The organism is Paraburkholderia sp. RL17-373-BIF-A, assembly GCF_046030175.1.
Taxonomy (GTDB): Bacteria; Pseudomonadota; Gammaproteobacteria; order Burkholderiales; family Burkholderiaceae; genus Paraburkholderia.
This window is the reverse complement of the sequence record NZ_JARESO010000009.1, coordinates 45,128-69,422: the sequence shown is the minus strand read 5'-3', so window position 1 is coordinate 69,422 and position 24,295 is coordinate 45,128. Positions and strand designations below refer to the sequence as shown.

The following is a 24,295-nucleotide window of genomic DNA, read 5'->3' as shown; positions in this document are numbered from 1 at the left end:
CCGCTTTAGCCTTCTTCATGACCACAAAGCCTTCTTCGCGTACTGCTTCCTCATCGGCTCGTCCGCGCGAATCACGTTTGTCGATGCTGCATCTCGCGCCCGAATCGCTCGGTTTCGCGCTCGACTGCGCGGGCCAGGCGGTCGGAGCCGTGCGTCTCGGCGCAGCCTTGCCGGCCGCGCTGCAATCCGTCTTCGTGTCCGCGCCCGAGGGCAGCGCCGCCGCCGCGCGTGGCGCGGTGCAGGACATCGCGTACCGCACCATGCGGCGTCTCGCGACCGCCGAGTGGCTGATCGCGAAGCTGGTGAAAAAGGCGCCTCCGCCGCACGTCGGCCATGTGCTCGCCTGCTCGCTGGCCCTGCTCGTCGACGACGAAGCAAACGCTGCCTACGCGCCGTTCACGGTGGTCGATCAGGCGGTGAACGCGATCGGCGCACGTCGTGAATTCGCCTTTGCGAAGGGCCTCGTCAACGCCGTCCTGCGCAATTTTCTGCGCGAGCGCGAAACGCTTTTGAACGCCGCACAGGCCGATGAAGTGGCGCGCTGGAACTACCCGGCATGGTGGATCGACGCGGTCAAACGCGCATGGCCCGACGCATGGCAGTCGGTGCTCGCCGCCGGCAACACGCAAGGCCCGCTGACGCTGCGGGTGAACGCGCGTCATTCGACAGTCGACGCCTATCTGCAAGTGCTGCAAAACCATCACATTGCCGCGAGCAAGGCCGGCGACTACGCCGTCAAGCTCGTCACGCCGATGCCGGTCGACCGCATTCCGGGTTTCAACGACGGCGTCGTCTCGGTGCAGGACGCCGGCGCGCAACTCGCCGCACAATTGCTCGGCGTGCGCGACGGCATGCGCGTGCTCGACGCCTGCGCGGCGCCCGGCGGCAAGACGGGCCATCTGCTCGAACTCGCCAAACTACAGCTCGTCGCGCTCGAAAGCGATGCGTCGCGCGCGCGCCGTATCGGTGAAAATCTGCAGCGCCTCAAGCTCGAAGCGGAAGTGCGGATCGGCGACGCGGGCGCACCGGCGAAATGGCACGACGACATCGACCAGCCGTTCGACCGCATTCTGGCCGACGTGCCGTGCTCGGCGTCGGGCATCGTGCGGCGCCATCCGGATATCCGCTGGCTGCGCCGCGCGTCGGACATTCCCGCGCTGGTCGCCGAGCAGCGCCGCATTCTCGACGCCCTGTGGCCGCTCGTGAAGCCAGGCGGCGAGTTGCTCTACGTTACGTGTTCGATCTTTCCGGAAGAAGGCGAGTTGCAGGCGCAGTGGTTTGGAAACAAGTATCAGGATGCGGTACGATTGGACGCGCCGGGGCAACTGTTGCCTTCAGTCGCTCGCGCGCCCGCCGACACATCGGCCGGTTCTCATGCCGGACAACCCGCTGAAGACAGCGCCGGCGCGAACTCAGACCACGACGGATTTTTCTACGCGCGCTTTCAGAAACGGTGACCATCAAACGCTTCTTCCCGCTTCGGCTCGCTGCCGTGCTCTGGATCGCGCTGGCCGTATGGCTGGCGGCGCCGGGCGTGGCGCACGCTGACTCGATCGCGGTCCAGCGTGCGTCGCTGCAATCCGACAACACCGGCTGGAATCTCGACGCGCGTTTCGACTTCGATCTGAACAGCAACCTCGAAGACGCGGTCAATAAAGGCATTCCGCTTTATTTCACGACCGACTTCGAACTGAGCCGGCCGCGCTGGTACTGGTTCGACGAGCAGCCGGTGAGTGTGTCGCAAAGCATTCGCCTGTCGTTCCAGCCGCTCACGCGCGAATATCGCGTGTCGAGCGTGTCGTCCGGCGGTTTACAGCTCGGCTTCACTACGCTCAAGGATGCGCTCGCAGTGATCAAGCACATCACGTCGTGGCACGTGATCGACCGGAGTGAGGTGCGTGTCGGCGAGACTTATAACGCGTCGGTGCGTATGCAACTCGACATCGCGCTGATGCCCAAGCCGTTCCAGATCGACGCGGTGAACAACCGCGACTGGAACCTCGCGTCCGAATGGAAGCGCTTTACCTTCACGGTGACCGAACGTGCTAAATAAAGTGCGCTCCGCTACCAGTGTCAGCAGCATCGTCGTGCGCGTGCTGGTGTCGACGGTCGCCGTCACGGCCGTGTTGCTGCTCGTGCTGCTGGCCGCGGCCAGCGCGAACACCGAATTCTTCGACCGCTATTACCAGTGGCTCTACGCGGCCAACCTCGTGGTCGCGATGATCTTTTTGCTGGTGGTGGCGACGCTCGTCATCATCATCATCGCGCGGCTGAGGAAGGGTAAGTTCGGCACGCGGTTGTTGGCCAAACTTGCGTTCTTCATGGCGCTGGTCGGCGTGGTGCCCGGCGGGATCATCTACGTCGTGTCGTATCAGTTCGTGTCGCGCAGTATCGAGTCGTGGTTCGATGTGAACGTCGAAACAGCGCTCACGTCCGGTTTGAATCTCGGGCGCGGCATGCTCGACGCGTCACTGTCCGATCTGCAGACCAAGGGCCGGCTGATGTCGGAACAGTTGGCGAGCGCGGATGCCGCCGGCACCACGCTTACGCTGCTGCGTCTGCGCGATCAGTTCGGCGTGCAGGATGCGACGATCGTCGAACCCACGCGCAGCATGTCCGGTGCGACGCCCGAAATGCACGTGGTCGCGCAGGCATCGGGCAACTACGCGACGCTTGTGCCGAACGATTTGCCCACGCCGCTGATGATCGATCAGGCGCGCGGCCGCGGCTATGCGGCGATCGAAGGCGAAGTGGACGGCGATCCTCACGCGCATGGCAGCAAGGGCGTGTTGCGCCTGCGCGTGGTGCAACGTATCCCTGATGCGAATGCCTCGCTGCTGCAGCCCACCGAACGCTTCCTGCAACTCACGCAGCCGGTGTCGCCCACGCTCGCGCGTAATGCCGACGCGGTGCAGCGCGCCTATCGCGAGTACCAGGAGAAGGCGCTCGGCCGCACGGGTCTGCGCAAGATGTATATCGGCACGCTGACGCTCGCGCTGTTCCTCGCCACCTTCATCGCAATGATGCTGGCGCTTGCGCTCGGCAACCAGCTCGCGCGGCCGTTGTTCCTGCTGGCGCAAGGCACCAAGGAAATCACCGAAGGCGATTACACGCCGAAGCGCGAAATCAAATCGCGCGACGAACTGGGCTTTCTCACGCAGTCGTTCAACGCGATGACGCGGCAGTTGTCCGAAGCGCGCGCGGCGGTCGAGAACAATCGCATTGCGCTCGAACATTCGAAGGCGTATCTGGAAAGCATTCTCGCGAACCTGACCGCCGGCGTGTTCGTGTTCGACCGCCAGTTCAGGCTGACCACAGCGAATCGCGGTGCCGAGCGGATATTCCGTCAGCCGTTCCAGGCGGTGATGGGTTCGGCGCTGGATCAGATCGGCGTGCTGAGCGAATTCGGCGGTATGGTCCGTAAAGCGTTTGCCGATCGCGAAGCCGCGAGCGGCGATGGTCACGACGATCGCGGCCACTGGCAGCAGCAGTTCTCGGTGCAGGTGCCGGGCGAAACCGAGCCGCTCACCTTGCTCGTGCGCGGCGCGCGGCTCGTCTCCGCGACGGACCGCGACGCGGAAGACATGCAGACCTCCGGCTACGTCGTGGTGTTCGACGATATCTCGGACGTGATCTCCGCGCAGCGTTCGATCGCGTGGGGTGAAGTCGCGCGGCGGCTCGCACACGAGATCAAGAATCCGCTCACGCCGATCCAGCTCTCGGCCGAACGTTTGCAGATGAAGCTCGCCGACAAGCTGTCGCCATCCGATGCCGACGTGTTGAAGCGCGGCGCGACCACGATCGTGAACCAGGTCGCCGCGATGAAGCAGATGGTCGACAACTTCCGCGACTACGCGCGTACGCCGCCAGCGGTGCTCGCGCATTTGCAACTGAACGATCTGGTCAGCGAAGTGCTCACGCTGTACGGTATCGAAGAGGGCAAGGGCGCTATTCAAGTGGAGCTCGCTGCGTTGCCGGCGATCCGTGGCGACGCGACGCAATTGCGTCAGGTGATTCACAACCTGCTGCAGAACGCGCAGGATGCGGTTGCGGACCTCGAGCATCCACATGTGTTGCTCGAGACGAGGACAGTAGAATACGGAGACCCCGACGCGGAAGGCAAAGTACACGTCGCGGTACGTCTGACGGTGTCGGATAACGGAGCGGGCTTTCCCGCGCGTATCCTCACACGTGCATTCGAGCCTTACGTGACGACCAAGGCCAAAGGTACGGGCCTGGGTCTTGCGATGGTCAAGAAGATCGTCGATGAACATGGCGCGCGCATCGACATCCGCAATCGTATGAAAGCGGGCGATGTCATCGAGGGCGCGCAGATTTCGATTCTCTTCCTTCAACTGGCAGACGATGCCGCGGCACCCGGAACAGGGCCGCGTCCGGCGCACGGCGGTGCGTCGCAGGGAAAGACAAAAGCAACAGTGCAGACAAAGGCAGCGTAAATGGCAACCATCCTGGTGGTAGATGATGAAATGGGCATCCGGGAATTGCTCTCGGAGATCCTGAGCGACGAAGGGCATGTCGTGGAGGCCGCGGAAAACGCGCAGGAAGCGCGCGAGTTCCGTTTGCGCCAGGCGCCTGACCTGGTGCTGCTCGACATCTGGATGCCCGACACCGACGGCGTGACCTTGCTCAAGGAATGGGCCGCGCAAGGGCAGCTGACCATGCCGGTAATCATGATGTCCGGGCACGCGACCATCGACACGGCGGTCGAAGCAACCAAGATCGGCGCACTCAATTTCCTCGAGAAGCCGATTGCGCTGCAGAAGCTGCTGAAGGCCGTCGAGCAGGGGCTCGCGCGCGGAACTGCGGTGGGTGCGCCCGGCGGCGCGGCAGCCAAGCCGGTGTTGCCGGTGAGTGCCTCGGCCGTGGCTTCGGCGGCGGCCTTGCCGATGCTCTCGACCGATGGCATGGGCAGCGGCGCGCTGGCTGCGCAAACGGCCTCGATCTCGTTCGACATCCCGCTGCGCGACGCACGCGATGCGTTCGAGCGCGCGTACTTCGAATATCACCTCGCGCGTGAGAACGGCAGCATGACGCGCGTGGCGGAGAAGACCGGGCTGGAGCGCACGCACTTGTATCGCAAGCTCAAGCAACTCGGCGTCGATCTCGGCAAAAACAAAGGCGAGTGAAGGTGAGTACCAAGCGGAAGTGAAGCCGGCGTTCCGCGCGCGGTTGTCACTTCCGCAGATTTTTTCGACGAGGGGCTTGCCCTGCTGCTGACCCTTTGATATTATTTCGTTCTTCGTTGGCCCGGTAGCTCAGTTGGTAGAGCAGCGGATTGAAAATCCGCGTGTCGATGGTTCGATTCCGTCCCAGGCCACCAGGATTCAGCCCCAGGAAATCGCAAGATTCCTGGGGCTTTTCCTTTTTGTGCCCCTATTGTGACGGGCGTGACGGGCATCCGTTGCTTCGGTTTTCGCGCGCCACGCGGCAGGGCGCGCTCGGCGGTATTCGGCGTCGCGTGATAAAATCGCGCCAGTTCAAGGACTTGCACGTGAGTGCGTCGCCTGAGTGCCGCGCGGCAACGCCGCCACCAGCACCGAACCCTTCGCCCGACGATTAACGGTATAAGCGCCCAGCGACTCTGCATGCGGAAGGCGCGGCCTATACTGCTTTGGGCCGGCAGCAGTGCCGGCACGCGTCGCGCCGCGTTGCTTGCATGGCGCACCTCGCGCAGCGCGACGTGGCACTCTTCATTCACGGAGTTTCACGGTGATCCGCAACGACGCTAAACGTAGCGCTCTGGTGCTGTTTTCCGGCGGCCAGGATTCCGCCACGTGCCTCGCCTGGGCGCTCGAACGTTATGAAACGGTTGAGACGCTGGGCTTCGATTACGGTCAGCGGCACCGCGTCGAACTGGAATGCCGCGAGGGGTTTCGCAACGCCGTCGCGCGCGCATTCCCCGCGTGGGCCGACCGCCTCGGCGACGACCATATGATCGATCTGTCGGTGCTCGGCGCGATCAGCGATACCGCCATGACGCGTGAGATCGAGATCGAAGCCACGGCCAACGGTTTGCCGAATACGTTCGTGCCGGGCCGCAATCTGATGTTCATGACCATCGCGGCGGCAATTGCATATCGGCGTGGTTTGCAGGTGCTGGTCGGCGGCATGTGCGAGACGGATTTCTCGGGCTATCCAGATTGCCGCGACGACACGATGAAGGCGTTGCAGGTAGCGTTGAACCTCGGCATGGACACGCGCATCCTGCTCGAGACACCGTTGATGTGGCTCGACAAAGCCGACACGTGGCGCCTTGCGCACGAGCTCGGCGGCGACGAACTGGTCGAGCTGGTGCGCGTCGAGACGCATACTTGCTATGTCGGCGAACGCGCCGAATTGCATGCATGGGGCTTCGGTTGTGGCGAGTGCCCGGCGTGCCGCTTGCGCAAGCGCGGCTACGAAGCGTATCTCTCGGGTGAGAAGGTCACCGAGGCGCCGGTCTGATGACGCTCGGCGCAGCAGCGCAACTCAGGCAATAATTTTCAGGAACACAGGGCAGAAAGCAGCATGACTTACGCGGTCAAGGAAATCTTCTACACGTTGCAGGGCGAGGGCGCGAATGCCGGGCGTCCGGCTGTCTTCTGCCGGTTCGCCGGCTGCAACCTGTGGTCGGGCCGCGAAGAAGATCGTGCCGAGGCGGTGTGCCGCTTCTGCGATACCGATTTCGTCGGCACCGACGGCGAGAACGGCGGAAAGTACCGCACGGCTGACGATCTGGTGCAGATGATCGCGTCGCAATGGCCGGCAGGCGAGGGCGAGCGTTTCGTGGTGTGCACGGGCGGCGAGCCGATGCTGCAGATCGACCCGCCGTTGGTCGACACGCTGCATGCCGCCGGCTTCGAAATCGCCATCGAAACCAACGGCTCGCTGCCGGTGCTCGAAACGATCGACTGGATCTGTGTGAGCCCGAAGGCCGACGCGCCGCTCGTTGTGACCAAGGGCAACGAATTGAAGGTCGTGATTCCGCAGGACAACCAGCGTTTGTCCGAGTATGCGAAGCTCGACTTCGAGTATTTCCTCGTCCAGCCCATGGACGGTCCGTCGCGCGACATCAACACCAAGCTCGCGATCGACTGGTGCAAACGCCATCCGCAATGGCGCCTGTCGATGCAGACCCACAAGTATCTGAACATTCCCTGATTTGCCGTGCTGACGATTACACGAAAACTCGAATTCGACGCGGGTCACCGCATTCCTGATCACCGCAGCCAGTGCCGTAATCTGCACGGTCATCGCTATGTGCTCGAAATCACGCTGCAAGGCGATCTGGTCGACACCGAAGGCGCGCCCGATCGCGGCATGGTGATGGACTTCGCCGACGTGAAGTCGCTCGCCGTCGAGCATCTCGTCGACAAGTGGGACCATGCGTTTCTCGTCTATGAAGGCGACACGCAGGTGCGCGGTTTCCTGGAAACGATGGCCGGCCACAAGACGGTCGTGCTCGATCGCATTCCTACCGTCGAAAATCTTGCCGCTGTCGCGTTCGACATTCTCGCGAATGTCTACGACGCGCACTACGGCGTGAATCTGCGTCTGCACAAGCTGCGCCTGTACGAGACGCCGAATTGCTGGGCCGACGTGGTCCGCGACTAAACCCGGCGGCGCCTCGTCCCCCGAAGGAAGACTCCGCGGGGGAACGCCAACCCCCGCGTTATTGTCACGGTATGATCGCTCCGACAACCACACGGAGCGAGACATGCCGGTCACCGCATTGCGTCGCAGCAAGCAGCCGGGCCGCCACGGCCCGCGCGCTCATCTGGCCCACGAGGCCAGCATGCTTACCCGCAGTTCAGGCGAAGCGCCGCTTCATCGTCACGGAGCGCGGCGATGAGCACCTTCACCAATCCCCTCAAGTTACGCCTTAAAGAAACCGATCCGCTGTTCGGGCTATGGCTCTCGCTCGGCAGCGACGCCGCCGCCGAAGCGCTCGCGCACGCCGGTTACGACTGGCTGCTGATCGACATGGAGCACTCGCCGAACGATAGCGGCGACGTCGCCTCGCAATTGCGCGCGATCGCTGCCGCGCATCTGCCGAGCGAGCCGGTGGTGCGCGTGCCGTCCAGCGAGGCGTGGCTCGTCAAGCGCGTGCTGGATGCCGGCGCGCGCACGCTGATGTTCCCGAATATCGAATCCGCGGACGAGGCGGCACGTGCCGTGCGTCTCACGCAATATCCGACCGCCGGAGCGCTCGATGGTGAGCGCGGCGTCGCCGGCGCGGTGCGAGCCGCGGGGTACGGCATGCGGCGCGACTACGTGCAGACGGCCAACGCGCAGATCGCGACCATCGTGCAGATCGAGTCGGCGCGCGGCTTGCAGGAGGTGGAAAAGATCGCGGCGACGCCGGGCGTCGATTGCCTGTTCGTCGGACCGGCCGACCTCGCCGCGAGCCTCGGTCATCTCGGCGATTCGAAGCACGCCGACGTGCAGGCCGCGATGGCGCGCATCGTCAGCGCCGCGGACAAGGCGGGCATTGCCGCCGGTATTTTTGCCATGGACGTCGCGGGTGCCAAGCAGCATCGCGATGCCGGTTTTCGTTTCATCGCTCTGGCCGCGGACGTCATGTGGATGTTGCGCGCGACTCGCCAGGCGCTGCAGGAGGTGAGGTCATGAAGGGGATGGTGCAGTGCGTCGTGGTGCGTCTGGCAGTCACAGCGGCATTGATGGCGAATGTGGTGGCCTATGCGCAAGACAGCCGCGTTGCGAAGTCGAACGATCCGGAGACGCAAACCGCGGTCGCCGACTACAACGCCGGCAATCTGGGCGCGGCGCTTGCCGAGTTCCGCAAGGCCGCCGAGCGCGGCAGCCGGCTCGCCGAGTTCAACTACGCGATGATGCTGCTCAACGGCGAAGGCGCGCCCGCGAATATCGATGAAGGCAAGAAATGGCTGCGTAAGGCCGCCGACGCCAACATGTCGCATGCGCAATACGTGTACGGCAAGATGTACGACGATGGCGAGTTCGTCGGGCGCGATCCGGTCGAGGCGCACCGCTGGTTCCTGAAGGCGGCGCAGCAAGGGCACGTGCAGGCGGAGTTGGCGCTGGCGAATCAGTTCCTCGATGGACGCGGCACCGAGCGCGACAACAAGCAGGCGTTCGTCTGGTACAAGAAAGCGGCGGAGGGCGGCGACATGACCGCGCAATACGTAGCGGGTTCGTTCTACGAGCGAGGCGGCGACGGCGTGGAGAAGAATCTCAACGTGGCGCGCGCTTACTACGCGGCCGCGGCGGCGCAGGGCGATCCGGCGGCGCGGCTCAAGTATCAGCAACTCAGCGCGCAGTTGCGGGATCAGAAGGAAGTGAAGCCGCAGTAAACCCGAGGCGGTTGATTACGCCGCTGAATACAAAAAGGGGCGCTCCGTGTGTGAAGAGCGCCCCTTTTGCTTGTGGTGTTGTCGATGCCGTGCGCGCGGCTTCGCGGCGCTAACTCTGCATCAACCGTTTCTGCCGCGCGACGCTCATGATCAGGCCGATGGCCACCCCCAACGTCGTCAGTGCGGTGCCGCCGTAACTCATGAACGGCAACGGCACGCCGACCACCGGCAAGATGCCGCTCACCATGCCGATATTCACGAACGCGTAGGTGAAGAACGCCATCGTCAACGAGCCGGCCAGCAAGCGTCCAAACAGCGTCGCGCCATTCGCCGCGATATACAGCCCGCGCGCGATCAGCAGCATGTATAGCGTAAGCAATACGATGCCGCCCGCCAGGCCGAACTCTTCGGAGAACACCGCGAAAATGAAGTCGGTGTGCTTCTCGGGGATGAACTCCAGATGCGCCTGCGTGCCCTTCAGCCAGCCTTTGCCAAGCGGACCACCGGAGCCGATCGCGATGACCGCCTGGATCGTGTGGAAGCCTTTGCCGAGCGGATCGGAGGTCGGATCGAGCAGCGTGCAGATGCGGTGCTTCTGGTAGTCGTGCATCAACGGCCATTGCACTTGCGGCTGACAGATCTTGTCCTGAAACGCCGCGATCGAAGCCACCGCGATCACGCCTGCAATCAGCACCGGCACGATCAACTTGAAACTCAGGCCCGCGAAGTAAATCACGAAGAGGCCGGCCGCGAACACCAGCACGGCGGTACCGAGGTCGGGCTGCTTGGCGATCAGGCCGACCGGCACGGCGAGGATCAACAGACCGACCAGAAAGTCGTACCAGCGCATCACGCCTTCGCGCCGCTGGTAGTACCACGCGAGCATCAGCGGAGTGGCGATCTTCAGGATTTCCGACGGCTGGATCACCACGCCGACATTGATCCAACGCTTCGCGCCCTTGCGCGTGAGGCCGAATAGCGCCACCGCGACCAGCAGCGCGATCCCGAATGTATAGAGTGGAACCGCGAAGCGCATCAGCGTGGTGGGTGGCACATTGGCGAGTGCCCACATCAGCACGAACGTCAGCATGATGTTGCGCAACTGGTCTTCCACGCGGCCGGGAACATCGAGACTCGCGCTGTACAGCGTGACGATGCCGACGCACAACAGCAGGAACACGATCAGTGCGAGCGGACGGTCGAAGCCCGCGAACATCCGCTTGATGCGGTCGAGCCAGGCGCGCTTGTCGAATTGCATGCCTTTCTCCTTACTCGTCGATGCCGCCGGAAACCGGCTGGCGTGGCGACGTGGCCTGAATGCCGTCATCGCGCGACGGAGCGGCGGCAGTCGGCGCCGGCGCGCTGGCCGGACGGGGTTTGTGCGGGACGCCGGATTTACCCGACGCTGGATTCTTTGCGGCGGTGGACGTCGATGCGGCCATGGGCGCCGACGCAGCAGCCGGCGCGGAGGCAAGCGCTGACGCGGATGCAGCTTTCGCGGCCGCCGCAGCGGAGGCCGCTGCTGCCGCCGAAGCCGCGCCGGGAATCGGCAGGGCCGTGAAGCCCGCCGCGACCTTGACCGGCTGAACTCCGTCTTGCGGCGGCAACGGTGCGCCGCCGACTTCGGGCGCGGACGCATCTTCGGTCGCCGACGCCGCTGCCTCGATGGCCGCCGCCTGAGCGCCCGGCTTGTTCTTGCCGACGAGATAGTAATCGAGCACCTTGCGCGCGATCGGGCCCGCCGATTCCGCACCCCAGCCGCCGTTTTCGACGATCAGCGCGAGCGCGATTTTCGGTTGCTCGGCCGGTGCGAACGCGATGAAGAGCGCGTGGTCGCGCAAATGCTCGGCGATCGCGTGGCCTTTGTAGTTCGCGCCCTGCAGCGAATAGACCTGCGCCGTCCCCGTCTTGCCGGCGGCCTGGTATTGCGCGCCGATGAACAGCTTCGACGCCGTGCCGTTGGTCACGACGCCTTCCATCGCGCGCTTGATGATGTCGATGTCCGATTGCTTCACCGCGATCTTGTCGCTCGGGTCGCGCACGACCGGCCGGGTGTCTTTCGTGATCGGATTTTCGATGTCGCGCACGAGGTGCGGCTTCATCACGACGCCGTTGTTCGCGAGCGTGGCCGTTGCGTGAGCGAGCTGGAGAATGGTGAACGAGTTGTAGCCCTGGCCGATGCCCAGACTGATCGTTTCGCCTTCATACCAGCGCTGCTGTTCGGGCTTGTGGTACGCCTTGCGCTTCCATTCCGTGGAAGGCAGGATGCCGCGCGCCTCGCCCGAAATGTCGATGCCGGTGATCTGGCCGAAGCCCCACGGCTTCATGAAGTTGGCGATATTGTTGACGCCGAGATCGTGCGCGAGCATGTAGAAATACGTGTCGTTCGACACCACGATCGCGCGGTTCATGTCGACCCAGCCCTGGCCCGAGCGCACGTCGTTGCGGAACGTGTGGCCACCGAAGGTGTACGAACCCGGATCCTGAAAGCCCCAGCCCGGCGTGCGCTTATGCAGCGTGAGCGCGGCGAGCGCCATGAACGGCTTGTAGGTCGAGCCCGGCGGATAGGTGCCGTGCAGCGGCCGGTTGAGCAGCGGGTGATCGGGCGAATTGTTGAGATCGTCCCAGGTCTGCTGGTCGATGCCGTCGACGAACGAATTCGGATCGAAGCTCGGCGCGGACACGAATGCGAGCACGTCGCCCGTGGATGGTTCGATTGCAACCAGCGCGCCGCGGCGGCCCGCGAAGGCCTGCTCGGCGACCTGCTGCAGCCCGATATCCAATGACAGCACGAGGTTGTTCCCAGGCGTTGCCTGAGTGCGCGACAACGTGCGCACCGGACGGCCGCCGGCGGTCACTTCCACTTCCTCGAAACCGGTCTGGCCGTGCAACTCGGTCTCATAGCTCTGCTCGACGCCGATCTTGCCGATGTAATCGGTGCCCTTGTAGTTGTTCGCGTCCAGACGCGGATCATAGTGGTCCGGATCGCTGTCGTTCTGGTCGCTGGCGTCGTCGATACGATCCTGGTCGCGCTGCGAAATCCGGCCGATGTAGCCGATCACGTGCGCCGCGGTCGGGCCGAGCGGATATTGGCGGAACAGGCGCGCGCGCACTTCCACGCCGGGAAAACGGAAACGCTGCGCGGTGAAACGCGCGACTTCGTCGTCGGTCAGGCGGGTGCGGATCGGCAGGCTCTCGAAGTTCTTCGAGTCTTCCTGCAGTTTCTTGAAGCGGCGGCGGTCGCGTGCGTCGATCGAGACGACCGTGGCCAGGTTGTCGATCACGTTTTCGAGCGAGTCGTTCAGTTTCGAGGGCGTCAGTTCAAGCGTGTAGGCCGAGTAGTTCTTGGCCAGCACGACGCCGTTACGATCGGTGATGATGCCGCGGTTCGGCACGATCGGCGCGACGGAGATGCGGTTTTCATCGGCTTGCAGCGAGTATTTGCTGTAGTGCCAGACCTGCAGGAACAGGAAGCGGAAGCCGATCAGCCCGAAGCAGACGAACACGAACAGGCCCGCCGCCGCGACGCGCAGGCGGAACTTCGAGAGCTGTTGCTGAGTGTCCTTGAATTCGGTCATGCGATTCTGCAAAAGGCCGGGTGACGGCCATCATGAGTGTGCGCCTTTTCCGGCCGGAACCGGAAGGCATGAACAGCGATGCGCGTCGAGCGGGCCGGCAAAGTGGGTTCCATCAGAACGGCCGGCGGGCTCGATGCGGGATCAAATTGGCCGGGTATCGTCCGGATCGGCCGGGCGGCGCTGCGGCATCAGCAGCAGCACGCTGGTGACCGGCCACAGCGCGGCTTCGACGAAGCCGTCGATCAGATAACCCCAACCCGGAAACGCCGCGCCCGTCAACAGACGGATCACGAACGGCACCAGTTGCGCGACGACTAGCAGCGGCATGACCGCGAAGGTCTGCACGCCGAGCGACATCCACAGCACGCGACGGTGGATCGTGATCGCGCCGTACGACAACAACGTGTACGCCAGCGCGTGTTCTCCGAGCAGGCTGGCGTTATGCACGTCCATCAGCAAACCGAGCGAAAACGCGATGCCCATGCCGACTTTGCGCGGCTGGTGCACGTTCCAGAACAGCAGCACGAGCGCGACGAAGTCCGGCACGCCGAGGAGGCGTCCCCACGGCATCAGGTTCAGCAGGAACGCCGCGGCGAGGCTGAACGAGATGAAGTAGGGATTGACCGGCTGCAGAATGTATTGCGGACGGTTCATGGCTGGGCCCCTGGCTTGGCTGGCGGCTTCGCGTTCTTCTCAGCGGCCGGTTTCTTTTCGGGGGCGGGCTTTTTCTCCGCGGCGGCCGGTTTGGCCGGCGCTTTTTCGACGGGCTTGGCGGCTGCAGGTTTCTCGGCGGCGGCGGGTTTTTCACCTGCTTTTGCCGGAGACTTGTCCGCCGCAGCTTTGCCGTCTGCCGGTTTGCCGCCCTTTTTCGCTTTGGCGTCTTTCGCGGCCGTGGCTGCGTCGGGCTCTTCGGCCGGACGCGGCGGCACATTGTTCACGTAATGCAGCACCAGCAACTGGCGTGCGCCGCGCACCGGCGCGATCGGCAGGCAGATCACGCGCGCGAACGCCGTGTCGGCTTGTTTGTCGACTCGCACCACCTTGGCGACCGGCAGACCCGGCGGATACACGCCGTCGAGTCCGCTGGTGACGAGTTCGTCGCCGGTTTGAATGTCGGCGCTGATCGGCACGAAGCGCAGATCGAGCGTGTCGCCCTTCGGCGTGCCGTAAATCACGCTGCGCAAGCCGGTGCGCACGATCTGTACAGGCACCGCCTGATCCTTGTCCGTGAGCAGCGTCACCTCGGCTTGCAGCGGGAACACGCGCGTCACTTGCCCGATCACGCCGTCTTCATTGACGACCGGCGAACCGTTCTGGATGCCTTGCTGCGCACCGCGGCCGATCACGACCTTCTGCGTAAACGGATCGCGCGTGTCGTACTGGATCTCGGCGGGCAGCGATTCCGTGGTGGAGCGTTGCGACAACTGCAGCAACGCACGCAGATGAGCGTTCTCGGCAGCCAGTTCGGCGGCCGTATTGGCTTGCTGCGAAAGCTGCAGATCTTTGGTGCGCAGTTTGTCGTTTTCGCTGCGCAGGGTGGCGCTGGTCACGGCCAGGTCGGCGGCGCCCACGAACATGTCGCGCGGCACGAGCGCCGCGCGTTGCAACGGATAAAGACCCGCGCCGAGCACGCCACGCACGATTTCGAGCGTTTTGAAGCGTGCGTCGGAGATCAGCAGGGCGAGCGCCAGCACGACGAAAAACACGAGTCGTGCGAGGGCGGACGGTCCTTGCTTGAACAGGGGCGGCGGACTGTATTCCATGGTCGGCGCCGGGGGCGTGAGCGGTTGGGTGAGACGGCGGCGCGCGAGGGACGCGCGTTCAGCACGCGGAGGCTGGTAGGCCCAGCCAACGGCAAACCGGCCCGCAAGGGGCCGTTTGCCTGATCCGCGCTACTGACATGGAGACGGGCTCGCTTACTCGTACGAGAAGATGCTGCCCAGCTTGTCCATGCGTTCGAGCGCCATGCCCGAGCCGCGCACAACGCAGGTCAGCGGGTCTTCGGCGACGAGCACCGGCAGGCCGGTTTCTTCGGCGAGCAGGCGGTCCAGATCGCGCAGCAGTGCGCCACCGCCTGTGAGCATCATGCCGCGCTCGGCGATGTCCGCACCCAGTTCCGGCGGAGTCTGTTCAAGCGCGATCTTCACCGACGACACGATCTGGTTCAGCGGATCGGTGAGGGCTTCGAGAATTTCGTTGCTGGAGATGGTGAAGCTGCGCGGTATGCCTTCCGACAGATTGCGGCCCTTCACTTCCATTTCCTTGACTTCGGAACCCGGGAAGGCGGAACCGATTTCTTTCTTGATGGCTTCGGCGGTTTGCTCGCCGATCAGCATGCCGTAGTTGCGGCGGATGTAGTTGACGATGGCTTCGTCGAACTTGTCACCGCCCACGCGCACGGAGCCCTTGTACACGATGCCGCCGAGCGAGATCACGCCGACTTCGGTCGTGCCGCCGCCGATGTCGACGACCATCGAGCCGGTGGCTTCCGACACCGGCAGGCCGGCGCCGATCGCAGCGGCCATGGGTTCTTCAATGAGGTACACCTGCGAAGCGCCCGCACCGTGCGCGGCTTCCTTGATGGCGCGGCGTTCGACCTGGGTCGAACCGCACGGCACGCAAATGATGATGCGCGGCGACGGCGAGAACATGCGCGATTCGTGAGCAGTTTTGATGAACTGCTTGATCATCTGCTCGGTGACGGTGAAGTCGGCGATCACGCCGTCTTTCATGGGGCGGATCGCCTCGATGTTGCCCGGCACCTTGCCGAGCATCTGCTTGGCTTCCTTGCCGACTGCCTGGATGGTTTTCTTACCGTTGGGACCGCCTTCCTGGCGGATCGAGACCACCGACGGTTCATCAAGTACGATGCCCTTGCCACGCATGTAAATGAGCGTGTTGGCCGTACCGAGGTCAATGGCCAGATCGTTGGAGAAGTAGCTGCGCAAAAAACCGAACATTCAAAATCCTGTCTCGCTGGAAGCCGGGCCTCGCAATGGTTGCGCAGGGCGGCAGCGGAAAAAATAACAGCTTCAACCGGGCGGAAGCGGCGCCACAGGAACTTGAAGCTGCGAGGGAGTCTACCGGAGGCCGGTGCAAAGCCAGGTCAGAAAAATCCGAACTATCTTTGGGAATTGTTCAGAAAGGCCTTGGTAAGTCGGTCCGGGTTTGGGTCGAACGCGTAATGATACCTTATAATTTTGGATGTTTTGAAGGAAACGGACGGCACTTTTTGCCTCCGCTGGCCCCTTTTTCGAGGTCTTCCTCCAGCGTCGTAACCCGCTGTCGCAGCGTTGTTTTTCCGTGCTGCGGCAGTCCACCACATTTTCCGGTGACTGCATGGCTCTGACCCTGACCGATGTAAAACGCATCGCGCATCTTGCGCGGCTCGAACTGGCCGACGCCGACGCTGAGCACACGCTTGTCCAGCTCAACGATTTTTTCGGCCTCGTCGAGCAGATGCAGGCGGTCGATACCACCGGCATCGCGCCGCTTGCCCATCCGATCGAGCAGATCGAAGACGTCGCGCTGCGTCTGCGTGACGACGCGGTGACCGAAACGGTCGAACGCGAAGCTTTCCAGCGCCCGGCGCCGGCTGTGCAGGAAGGCTTGTACCTCGTGCCGAAGGTGATCGAGTAAAACCCGCGCATCGAGCCGGGCGCGGCGCGCGAGCCAGCCTTCCGGCGATGTGCCACCAGCGGCATCTCGCCTCGTGGCTCCGGCGCTTGCATGACCGTCGTCTCCGGCTTCCTCGGCTCGGCTTGCCGGCGGGCAGCCGAACGCCTCCACGGCAGCGTGACTACGCTGCCGCGCTCTTCAGGATAAAACGCAATGCATGAAAAAAGTCTGACCGAACTGCGCGCCGCACTGACGGCCAAGGAATGCTCCGCAGTCGAACTGGCGCAGCTCTATTTGAAGCGGATTGACGCGGCCAACAGCCTGAACGCATTCATCCAGGTCGATCCCGAGCTGACGCTCGCGCAGGCGAAAGCCGCGGACGCGCTGCTGCATACCGGCCACGCCGGCCCGCTGGTCGGCCTGCCGATCGCGCATAAGGACGTGTTCGTCACCAAGGGCTGGCGCTCCACCGCCGGCTCGAAAATGCTGTCGAACTACGAGAGCCCGTTCGACGCGACCGTGGTCGCGCGTCTGCAGAAGGCCGGCATGGTGTGCGTGGGCAAGACCAATATGGACGAGTTCGCGATGGGCTCGTCCAACGAGAATTCGTACTTTGGTCCCGTGCAGAATCCGTGGGATGTTAAGGCTGTGCCGGGTGGTTCGTCGGGCGGGTCGGCTGCGGCCGTCGCCGCGCGCCTCGCGCCTGCCGCAACCGGCACGGATACCGGCGGCTCGATCCGGCAGCCGGCGTCGTTCTCCGGCATCACCGGCATCAAGCCGACGTACGGCCGCGTGTCGCGTTACGGCATGATCGCGTTTGCCTCGTCGCTAGATCAGGGCGGTCCGATGGCGCAAAGCGCCGCCGATTGCGCCACGCTGCTCAACGCCATGGCCGGTTTCGACGAACGCGATTCGACCAGCCTCGTGCGCGACGACGAAGACTACACGCGTTACCTCGGCAAGTCGTGGAAAGAAGACAGCGCCGGCAAGCCGCTCGCCGGCTTGCGCATCGGGCTGCCGAAAGAGTATTTCGGCGCCGGTCTTGCCGACGACGTGCGCGCCTCGATCGACGCCGCGCTGAAGCAATACGAAGCGCTCGGCGCCACGCTGGTCGAAGTCTCGTTGCCGAAAACGGAGTTGTCGATTCCGGTGTACTACGTGATTGCGCCGGCTGAGGCTTCGTCGAACCTGTCGCGTTTCGATGGCGTGCGCTTCGGTCATCGCGCGGCGGAGTATCGCGATCTGCTCGACATGTACAAGAAGTCGCGCGCCGAAGGTTTCGGTCCGGAAGTGAAGCGCCGCATTCTGGTCGGCGCGTACGTGCTGTCGCACGGCTATTACGACGCGTACTACCTGCAGGCGCAGAAGATCCGCCGCATCATCGCGCAGGACTTCCAGGAAGCGTTCAAGCAGTGCGACGTGATCATGGGCCCGGTCGCGCCAACGGTTGCGTGGGACCTCGGCGCGAAGGGCGACGATCCGGTGCAGATGTATCTGGCCGACATCTACACGTTGTCGGTGAGCCTCGCCGGTTTGCCGGGCATGAGCGTGCCGTGCGGTTTCGGCGCGGGCGCGAATGCGCAGCGTCCGGTGGGTTTGCAGATCATCGGCAACTATTTCAATGAAGCCCGGATGCTGCAGGTGGCCGACGCGTTCCAGCGTGCGACCGACTGGCACCGCAAAGCACCGGCAGGAGTGTGAGCACCATGGCCAAGCAATGGGAAGTCGTGATCGGTCTGGAGACCCACACGCAACTGTCGACTCAATCGAAGATTTTTTCCGGTACCGCGACGCAATTCGGCGCCGCGCCGAACACGCAAGCCAGCCCGGTCGATCTGGCCTTGCCGGGCACGTTGCCGGTGATGAACCGCGGCGCTGTGGAGCGCGCGATCCAGTTCGGCCTCGCGATCGGCGCGACGGTGGCGCCGCGCAGCATCTTCGCGCGCAAGAATTATTTCTACCCCGATCTGCCGAAGGGCTATCAGATCAGCCAGTACGAAATTCCCGTCGTGCAGGGCGGCCAGGTGACGATTCAGGTTCCGGCCAATGAAAAGGCGGGCAAGGAAGCGTACGAGAAGGTCGTCAACCTCACGCGCGCCCACCTCGAAGAAGACGCGGGCAAGTCGCTGCACGAAGACTTCGCGGGCATGACCGGCATCGATCTGAATCGCGCCGGGACGCCGTTGCTCGAAATCGTCACCGAGCCGGAAATGCGCAGCGCGGCGGAAGCGGTCGCCTACGCCAAGACGCTGCACACGCTCGTGACGTGGCTCGGCATCTGCGACGGCAACATGCAAGAAGGCTCGTTCCGTTGCGACGCCAACGTGTCGGTGCGTCCGGTCGGTCAGGCCGAATTCGGCACGCGCGCCGAGATCAAGAACCTGAACTCGTTCCGCTTCCTCGAAGAAGCGATCCAGTACGAAGTGCGCCGTCAGATCGAACTGATCGAAGACGGCGGCACGGTGGTGCAGGAAACGCGTCTTTACGATCCGGACAAGCGCGAAACGCGTTCCATGCGCAGCAAGGAAGACGCGCACGATTACCGCTATTTCCCCGATCCCGATCTGATGCCGCTCGTGATCGACGCGGCGTGGGTCGAGCGCGTGAAGAGCGAGATGCCGGAACTGCCGGTGGCGATTCAACAGCGCTTCGTGTCGCAATACGGTTTGACGCCGTACGACGCCAACGTGCTGACATCGAGCAAAGCCATGGCCGCGTACTACGAAGCGGTGGTGAGCAAAGTCGGGCCGGCCAACGCCAAGGCCGCGGCTAACTGGTTGATGGGCGAAGTGTCGTCGCAACTGAATCGCGAAGGTCTCGACTTCGCTGAGAGCCCGGTGTCGTCCACGCAACTCGCGTTGCTGCTGCAACGTATCGCTGACGGCACGATCTCCAACAAGATCGCCAAGGAAATTTTCCTCGCGATCTGGGAAGAGAAGGCCACCGACGCAGCCGCCGCCGATCGCATCATCGAAGCGAAGGGGCTGAAGCAGATTTCGGATACCGGCGCGCTCGAAGCGATCATCGACGAAGTGCTTGCCGCGAACCAGAAGTCGGTAGAAGAATTCCGCGCCGGCAAGGAAAAGGCGTTCAACGCGCTGATCGGCCAGGCAATGAAAGCGACCAAGGGCAAGGCCAATCCGGCGCAGGTGAACGAACTGCTGAAGAAGAAGCTGTCCTGAGTTGAAGCTGAACTAGAGAAGCACGGCTGAGGCGTCACGCTTCAGCCACCGCGGGCTGTTGCCGGAAACGAAAGTGGGGCAACGGCCCGTTTCATTTGCGGGTCTTTTTAAACGCAGATCACGGAGTGTGTGGATGGCCAAGCAACCCGAACTCGACGATTTCCGCGTGCCGTATTTCGACGACGGCAAGAAAAAAAGCAAGTTCTCGCTGAGCGACTTCGACCCGGCCGCCAAGCCATTTTCGAGCGGTTCGAAAGACATCGACAGGGCGCGTCTGTCGGAGATCGGCGCGAAGCTCGACACCTTGCAGGAATGCTTGCACGCGCAGCAGACGCGCCGCGTATTGCTGGTGCTGCAGGGCATGGACACGAGCGGCAAGGACGGCACGATCCGCGCGGTGTTTCACGAAGTCGATCCGCTCGGCTTGCGCATCGTGCCGTTCAAGGCGCCGACGCCCGTTGAACTCGCGCACGACTTTCTTTGGCGCGTGCATTCGCAAGCGCCGGCCGCCGGCGAACTGACGATCTTCAATCGCAGTCACTACGAAGATCTGCTGGTGCCCACCGTGCTCGGCACTCTGGACGCGCAAGCGTTCGTGCAACGCTGCTGCCACATCCGCCAGTTCGAAGAGTTGCTGGCGTATAGCGGCACGGCCATCGTCAAATGCATGCTGCACATTTCGAAAGACGAGCAGCGTACGCGGCTGCAGGCGCGCATCGACGATCCGAGCAAACACTGGAAATTCGACGTCGCCGATCTCGAAGCGCGCAAGCAGTGGGACAAATATCAGGCGGTATATCAGGACGCGCTGGCCGCGACTTCGACGGAGTACGCGCCGTGGTATGTGATCCCGGCCGACTCGAAGACGCATCGTAGTGTGATGGTCGCGGAGTTGCTGTTGCGCACGTTCGAAGCGCTCAAGCTCGAATATCCGCCTGCCAAAGAATCGCTGAAGGGCGTCAAGGTCGAGTGACCGTGCCCTTTCGCTTCATCAACGAATCGAACATAAAAGGAACGACATGTTGCGTGTGATTACCGCGAACCTGAACGGCATCCGCTCAGCGGCGAAGAAAGGCTTTTTCGACTGGTTCGGCGAACAGAAGGCCGACGTGCTGTGCGTGCAGGAAATCAAATGCTCGCAGGACGACATGACGCCGGAATTCATGGCCCCGCACAATTTCACCGGCTATTTCCAGCACGCCGTGAAGAAGGGTTATAGCGGCGCGGGCGTGTACACGCGTCACGAGCCGGACGAAGTGGTGATCGGTTTCGGCAGCGAGGAGTTCGACCCGGAAGGACGCTATGTCGAACTGCGTTTCGGCAAGCTGTCGGTGATTTCGGTGTATGTGCCGTCGGGTTCGAGCGGCGACGAACGCCAGCAGGCCAAATACCGTTTCATGGACGAGTTCATGCCGCATCTCGCGGAACTGTCTCAGGAGCGTGAAGTGATCGTGTGCGGCGACGTCAACATCGTCCACAAGGAAATCGACATCAAGAACTGGAAGAGCAACCAGAAGAACTCAGGTTGCCTGCCGGAAGAGCGCGCATGGCTCACCAAACTGTTCGATGAAGTGGGTTACGTCGACGTGTTCCGCACGCTCGACCAGCGGCCCGAACAGTACACGTGGTGGAGCAATCGCGGTCAGGCGTATGCGAAGAACGTCGGGTGGCGGATCGATTATCAGATCGCGACGCCGGGTATCGCAAGCAAGGCGAAACGCACCGACGTGTTCCGCGATATCAAGTTCAGCGACCACGCGCCGCTGACGGTGGATTACGACCACAAGGTCAAGAAGTAAGCACAACTCGCGGCGTGGCAGGCGATGCTGAAATCAACGCCGAATTTGTCTCGTCAGAGAAGATCCGCGGGCGCATTCGGCCCGCGCAATTCAATCGCGGACCAGTTTGCGGCGCGGAAGGCCCATGCCGGCGTAGTCCGGCAGCGCGTCCACCGTTTTGCCAATCGCTTTGGCGTACAGCGGCAGCATGTCGGGCAAGCGCTTAATGATGTCCTGACGGCGCGCCGGCGTGTAGGGATGCACGTAGATGAAGCCCTGATCGCGGTTGCTGCGCGTGGCCTGCGCCAGCTTGTCCCAGAGCGTGACCGCCGCGCGAGGATCGAAGCCGGCGCGCGACGCAATATCGCTGCCGATCACGTCGGCTTCGGTCTCGTCGGTATTCTCGTACTTCATTTCCAGCAGGCGCGAACCGATGCCGAGCGGGGCCGCGCCCAGATCGGCGAGCCCGAACAGCTGCGGGATCGTGCCGGACGAGTCGAGCTGGCTCGCCTGCAGTTGGCCGAGCCGCTCGCGCGCATGCTCCCGCAGCGCGTGCGCGATCTCATGGCCGATCAGCATGCCGAGCTCGTTGTCGTTCAGACGCGCGCGATCCAGCAGGCCGCCGTAGACGACGATCTTGCCGCCCGGCAGACAGTACATGCGGATATCGGGCGAGCGCACCACTGCCACATCCCACTTCCAGTTCTTGGCCCGCTCGTTCCATTTCAGCGAGTACGGAATCATCTTGTCGACGGTCGACCGCACGCGCGTGACGTGCGCGTCGGTGTCGCCGTACAGACGGTTCGCGTGTTCGGCGCCGTAGGCGATCTGTTCGAACTCTTCGGCGGCTTGCGCCTCGAGCATCGGCGATGGGATCAGGTTGCGGAACACCAGGTAGCCGCCGTAACGTAGCTGCGTGTTCGGGCTGTACGATGCGGACGCCGGCGTGGGCATTGACGGGAGCGCAGGCGCCTTGGCGGCCGCGGGCGGCAAAGCTGTCGCAGCGGGCGTTCTGGCCGTGACCGGGGCCGGCGGCGGCTGCGTCGATTGAGGTGACGAGGGCGATGCAGGCGGCGAGGGCGGCGTCGCAGCAGCGGGCGCGCTGCCGGCACCCGGCGCGCTGGTGGCGCTATTCGCGCCTTGTGCCGCCGACGTCGCGCTTTCCGGGCTCGCGGCAGTCGCTGCGGACTTCGCCGTTGGCGCGGCCGTCGTGGCCGGTGCGGCCGCCGGAGCCGCTGCGGGTGCGCTGGTAGCGGCTGCCGGCGCGGCCGCTGCGTAGGCGCTCGATGGCGTGGTCAACGCCAGGCCCACCCAGCCGAGCGCCCATACTGCGTGCGGTACGACGCGGCTGGCTTTGAGCGCAGGACGCCGGGATGTAGTCGAGCGCAGCGCGCCCTTCGAAAGAAGCGCCTTCACGACCGCGTCCTCCACGGCGCGATGCGCAGCAGAAGCAACATGCCGGGCAACCCCAGCGCGGTGCAGACGATGAAGTAATCGAACCAGCCGATCTGCGCGACCACGTAGCCGCTCGCCGCCGAAGCCAGCGTGCGCGGCACCGAAGCGAGGCTCGTGAAGAGTGCGAACTGAGTGGCCGTATAGCGCGGATCGGTGGTGCTGGCGATATAGGCGGTGAACGCCGCCATCGTCAGACCGGTGGCAAAGGTTTCCAAGCCGTAGACGAGCGCCAGCGCGACTGAACGCGGCTCGAGCTGCACGGCCCAATCGACGCCCACCAGTGCGAGCAGCTTCGTCGTGCCCTCGCTCAGCCAGACGGCGATGTCGTAGATCGCCACGAGACCGGGCGAAGCCGGTCCGAGATGCGCGAGCCACGCGAAGCCGAGCGTCGACACCATCTGCAGGACGCCGAAGATCCACAGCCCGCGGCCGATGCCGATTTTCATCAGCCAGATCCCACCGACGATCCCGCCCGCCAGACTCGCGCCGAACGCGGTGGTCTTCGCGATCACGCCGATCTGCGTGCGCGAAAAGCCGATGTCGAGAAAGAACGAGGTGGACAGCGTGGTCGCCATCGTGTCGCCGAGCTTGTACAGAAAGATAAAACCGAGCACGAACAGCGCGCCGCGCCAGCCGTCGCGCTGAATGAATTCCTTGAACGGCTGCACGATCGCATCGCGCAGGTTCTTGGGCGGCGTGCCGTGGACCGCGGGTTCGCGCACCACCAGTGTCATCACCATGCCGGGCAACATGAACGCGGCCGTCACGATGAAAACGGTGGTCCACGGCAAATGATCGGACAGAATCAACGCGAGCGAGCCCGGCACCAATGCCGCGATCTTGTACGCGTTCACATGCACCGCGTTGCCGAGCCCTTGCTGCGTGTCGCTCAGCAGCTCGCGCCGGTAGGCGTCGATCACGATGTCCTGACTTGCGCCAAAAAACGCGACCAGCGCCGTCAATGCCGCCACCGTCCAGATCGAATCTTTAGGTGACACGAATCCCAAGGTGGCGATGGCGCCGGCCACCAGAATCTGCGTGACCAGCATCCAGCCGCGTCGCCTGCCCGGACGCCAGCCCGGAAAACGCGGGACGTAGCGGTCCATCAGCGGCGCCCAGATGAATTTCCAGGTGTACGGGAACTGGATCAGCGCAAAGAGGCCGATTTCCTTCAGATTGACGCCTTCGGAGCGTAACCACGCCTGCACCAGATAGACGAGCGTGAACAGCGGCAATCCCGACGTAAAGCCGAGAAAGACGCAGATCAGCATGCGCGTATTCAGGAACGCGCGCCAGCCGGGATGTTCTTCGTGAGCGGTAAGTGCAGGCGCCTCGTGCGGCGGGTTCGACAT

At 63.6% G+C, this 24,295-nt stretch carries 21 protein-coding genes and 1 tRNA gene; 15 read left to right on the top strand and 7 right to left on the bottom strand.

Annotated elements, in window-relative coordinates:
• Positions 1-17 precede the first annotated feature (17 nt).
• The 10 genes from rsmB to P0D80_RS13460 all read left to right on the top strand — a co-directional run bounded on the left by rsmB (position 18) and on the right by P0D80_RS13460 (position 9,332).
• Complete coding sequence (gene rsmB, locus P0D80_RS13505) at positions 18-1,457, top strand: 16S rRNA (cytosine(967)-C(5))-methyltransferase RsmB (protein WP_408284440.1); 1,440 nt, start codon at positions 18-20, stop codon at positions 1,455-1,457.
• Complete coding sequence (locus P0D80_RS13500) at positions 1,454-2,053, top strand: DUF4390 domain-containing protein (RefSeq protein ID WP_408176246.1); 600 nt, start codon at positions 1,454-1,456, stop codon at positions 2,051-2,053. The genes rsmB and P0D80_RS13500 overlap by 4 nt, the downstream gene beginning before the upstream one ends.
• On the top strand, positions 2,043-4,457 hold the full coding sequence (locus P0D80_RS13495) for a sensor histidine kinase (protein WP_408176245.1): 2,415 nt from the start codon (positions 2,043-2,045) through the stop codon (positions 4,455-4,457). The genes P0D80_RS13500 and P0D80_RS13495 overlap by 11 nt, the downstream gene beginning before the upstream one ends.
• Positions 4,458-5,147, top strand: coding sequence for a response regulator transcription factor EsaR (gene esaR / locus P0D80_RS13490; RefSeq protein WP_132376416.1), 690 nt, complete (start codon positions 4,458-4,460; stop codon positions 5,145-5,147). It begins immediately after the preceding gene.
• Positions 5,148-5,265: 118 nt separating this feature from the next.
• Positions 5,266-5,341: transfer RNA gene (locus P0D80_RS13485), tRNA-Phe, on the top strand.
• Between the two features lie 389 nt (positions 5,342-5,730).
• Positions 5,731-6,465: a 7-cyano-7-deazaguanine synthase QueC gene (queC, locus tag P0D80_RS13480; RefSeq protein ID WP_132376415.1), complete on the top strand. Its 735-nt coding sequence runs from the start codon at positions 5,731-5,733 to the stop codon at positions 6,463-6,465.
• 63 nt (positions 6,466-6,528) lie between these two features.
• Positions 6,529-7,161 carry a 7-carboxy-7-deazaguanine synthase gene (gene queE, locus P0D80_RS13475; RefSeq protein ID WP_408284437.1) on the top strand — a complete coding sequence of 211 codons (633 nt, stop codon included), beginning with the start codon at positions 6,529-6,531 and terminating at the stop codon, positions 7,159-7,161.
• A gap of 9 nt (positions 7,162-7,170) precedes the next feature.
• Positions 7,171-7,614, top strand: a complete 444-nt coding sequence (gene queD / locus P0D80_RS13470; protein ID WP_090518804.1) for a 6-carboxytetrahydropterin synthase QueD — start codon at positions 7,171-7,173, stop codon at positions 7,612-7,614.
• Between the two features lie 234 nt (positions 7,615-7,848).
• Positions 7,849-8,631, top strand: a complete 783-nt coding sequence (locus P0D80_RS13465; protein WP_408176242.1) for an HpcH/HpaI aldolase family protein — start codon at positions 7,849-7,851, stop codon at positions 8,629-8,631.
• Positions 8,628-9,332 (top strand): tetratricopeptide repeat protein, encoded by a 705-nt coding sequence (locus P0D80_RS13460; RefSeq protein WP_408284435.1) that lies wholly within the window; start codon positions 8,628-8,630, stop codon positions 9,330-9,332. The genes P0D80_RS13465 and P0D80_RS13460 overlap by 4 nt, the downstream gene beginning before the upstream one ends.
• A gap of 109 nt (positions 9,333-9,441) precedes the next feature.
• Here P0D80_RS13460 and rodA read toward each other — a convergent pair whose 3' ends face one another.
• The 5 genes from rodA to P0D80_RS13435 all read right to left on the bottom strand — a co-directional run bounded on the left by rodA (position 9,442) and on the right by P0D80_RS13435 (position 15,870).
• Positions 9,442-10,590, bottom strand: coding sequence for a rod shape-determining protein RodA (gene rodA, locus P0D80_RS13455; RefSeq protein WP_132376411.1), 1,149 nt, complete (start codon positions 10,588-10,590; stop codon positions 9,442-9,444).
• A 10-nt stretch (positions 10,591-10,600) separates the two neighbouring features.
• Positions 10,601-12,910, bottom strand: a complete 2,310-nt coding sequence (gene mrdA / locus P0D80_RS13450) for a penicillin-binding protein 2 (protein ID WP_408284431.1) — start codon at positions 12,908-12,910, stop codon at positions 10,601-10,603.
• Positions 12,911-13,051: 141 nt separating this feature from the next.
• Positions 13,052-13,564 carry a rod shape-determining protein MreD gene (mreD, locus tag P0D80_RS13445; RefSeq protein WP_132376409.1) on the bottom strand — a complete coding sequence of 171 codons (513 nt, stop codon included), beginning with the start codon at positions 13,562-13,564 and terminating at the stop codon, positions 13,052-13,054.
• Entirely contained in the window at positions 13,561-14,673 is a 1,113-nt protein-coding gene (mreC, locus tag P0D80_RS13440) for a rod shape-determining protein MreC (RefSeq protein ID WP_408176241.1), read from the bottom strand. Before mreC ends, mreD begins: the two co-directional genes overlap by 4 nt.
• 153 nt (positions 14,674-14,826) lie before the next feature.
• Positions 14,827-15,870: a rod shape-determining protein gene (locus P0D80_RS13435; protein WP_004189550.1), complete on the bottom strand. Its 1,044-nt coding sequence runs from the start codon at positions 15,868-15,870 to the stop codon at positions 14,827-14,829.
• Between the two features lie 379 nt (positions 15,871-16,249).
• Here P0D80_RS13435 and gatC point away from each other — a divergent pair, with 379 nt between their 5' ends.
• The 5 genes from gatC (at position 16,250) to P0D80_RS13410 (ending at position 21,509) form a co-directional block, all read left to right on the top strand.
• Complete coding sequence (gene gatC / locus P0D80_RS13430; protein WP_132376407.1) at positions 16,250-16,549, top strand: Asp-tRNA(Asn)/Glu-tRNA(Gln) amidotransferase subunit GatC; 300 nt, start codon at positions 16,250-16,252, stop codon at positions 16,547-16,549.
• Positions 16,550-16,741: 192 nt separating this feature from the next.
• A complete protein-coding gene (gene gatA, locus P0D80_RS13425; protein WP_408176240.1) occupies positions 16,742-18,229 on the top strand; it encodes an Asp-tRNA(Asn)/Glu-tRNA(Gln) amidotransferase subunit GatA in 1,488 nt (495 codons plus the stop codon).
• A 5-nt stretch (positions 18,230-18,234) separates the two neighbouring features.
• Positions 18,235-19,710 carry an Asp-tRNA(Asn)/Glu-tRNA(Gln) amidotransferase subunit GatB gene (gene gatB, locus P0D80_RS13420; RefSeq protein ID WP_408284427.1) on the top strand — a complete coding sequence of 492 codons (1,476 nt, stop codon included), beginning with the start codon at positions 18,235-18,237 and terminating at the stop codon, positions 19,708-19,710.
• Positions 19,711-19,843: 133 nt separating this feature from the next.
• Positions 19,844-20,683, top strand: coding sequence for a PPK2 family polyphosphate kinase (locus P0D80_RS13415; protein ID WP_408284424.1), 840 nt, complete (start codon positions 19,844-19,846; stop codon positions 20,681-20,683).
• Positions 20,684-20,729: 46 nt separating this feature from the next.
• Positions 20,730-21,509 (top strand): exodeoxyribonuclease III, encoded by a 780-nt coding sequence (locus P0D80_RS13410; RefSeq protein WP_012431400.1) that lies wholly within the window; start codon positions 20,730-20,732, stop codon positions 21,507-21,509.
• 90 nt (positions 21,510-21,599) lie between these two features.
• On the opposite strand, the gene P0D80_RS13405 is transcribed toward P0D80_RS13410, so the two are convergent.
• Together P0D80_RS13405 and P0D80_RS13400 are read right to left on the bottom strand one after the other, a co-directional pair.
• The gene (locus P0D80_RS13405) at positions 21,600-22,904 is read right to left on the bottom strand and encodes a M48 family metallopeptidase (protein WP_408284422.1); all 1,305 of its coding nucleotides are present in this window, start codon (positions 22,902-22,904) and stop codon (positions 21,600-21,602) included.
• Complete coding sequence (locus P0D80_RS13400; RefSeq protein ID WP_132376402.1) at positions 22,901-24,295, bottom strand: AmpG family muropeptide MFS transporter; 1,395 nt, start codon at positions 24,293-24,295, stop codon at positions 22,901-22,903. Before P0D80_RS13400 ends, P0D80_RS13405 begins: the two co-directional genes overlap by 4 nt.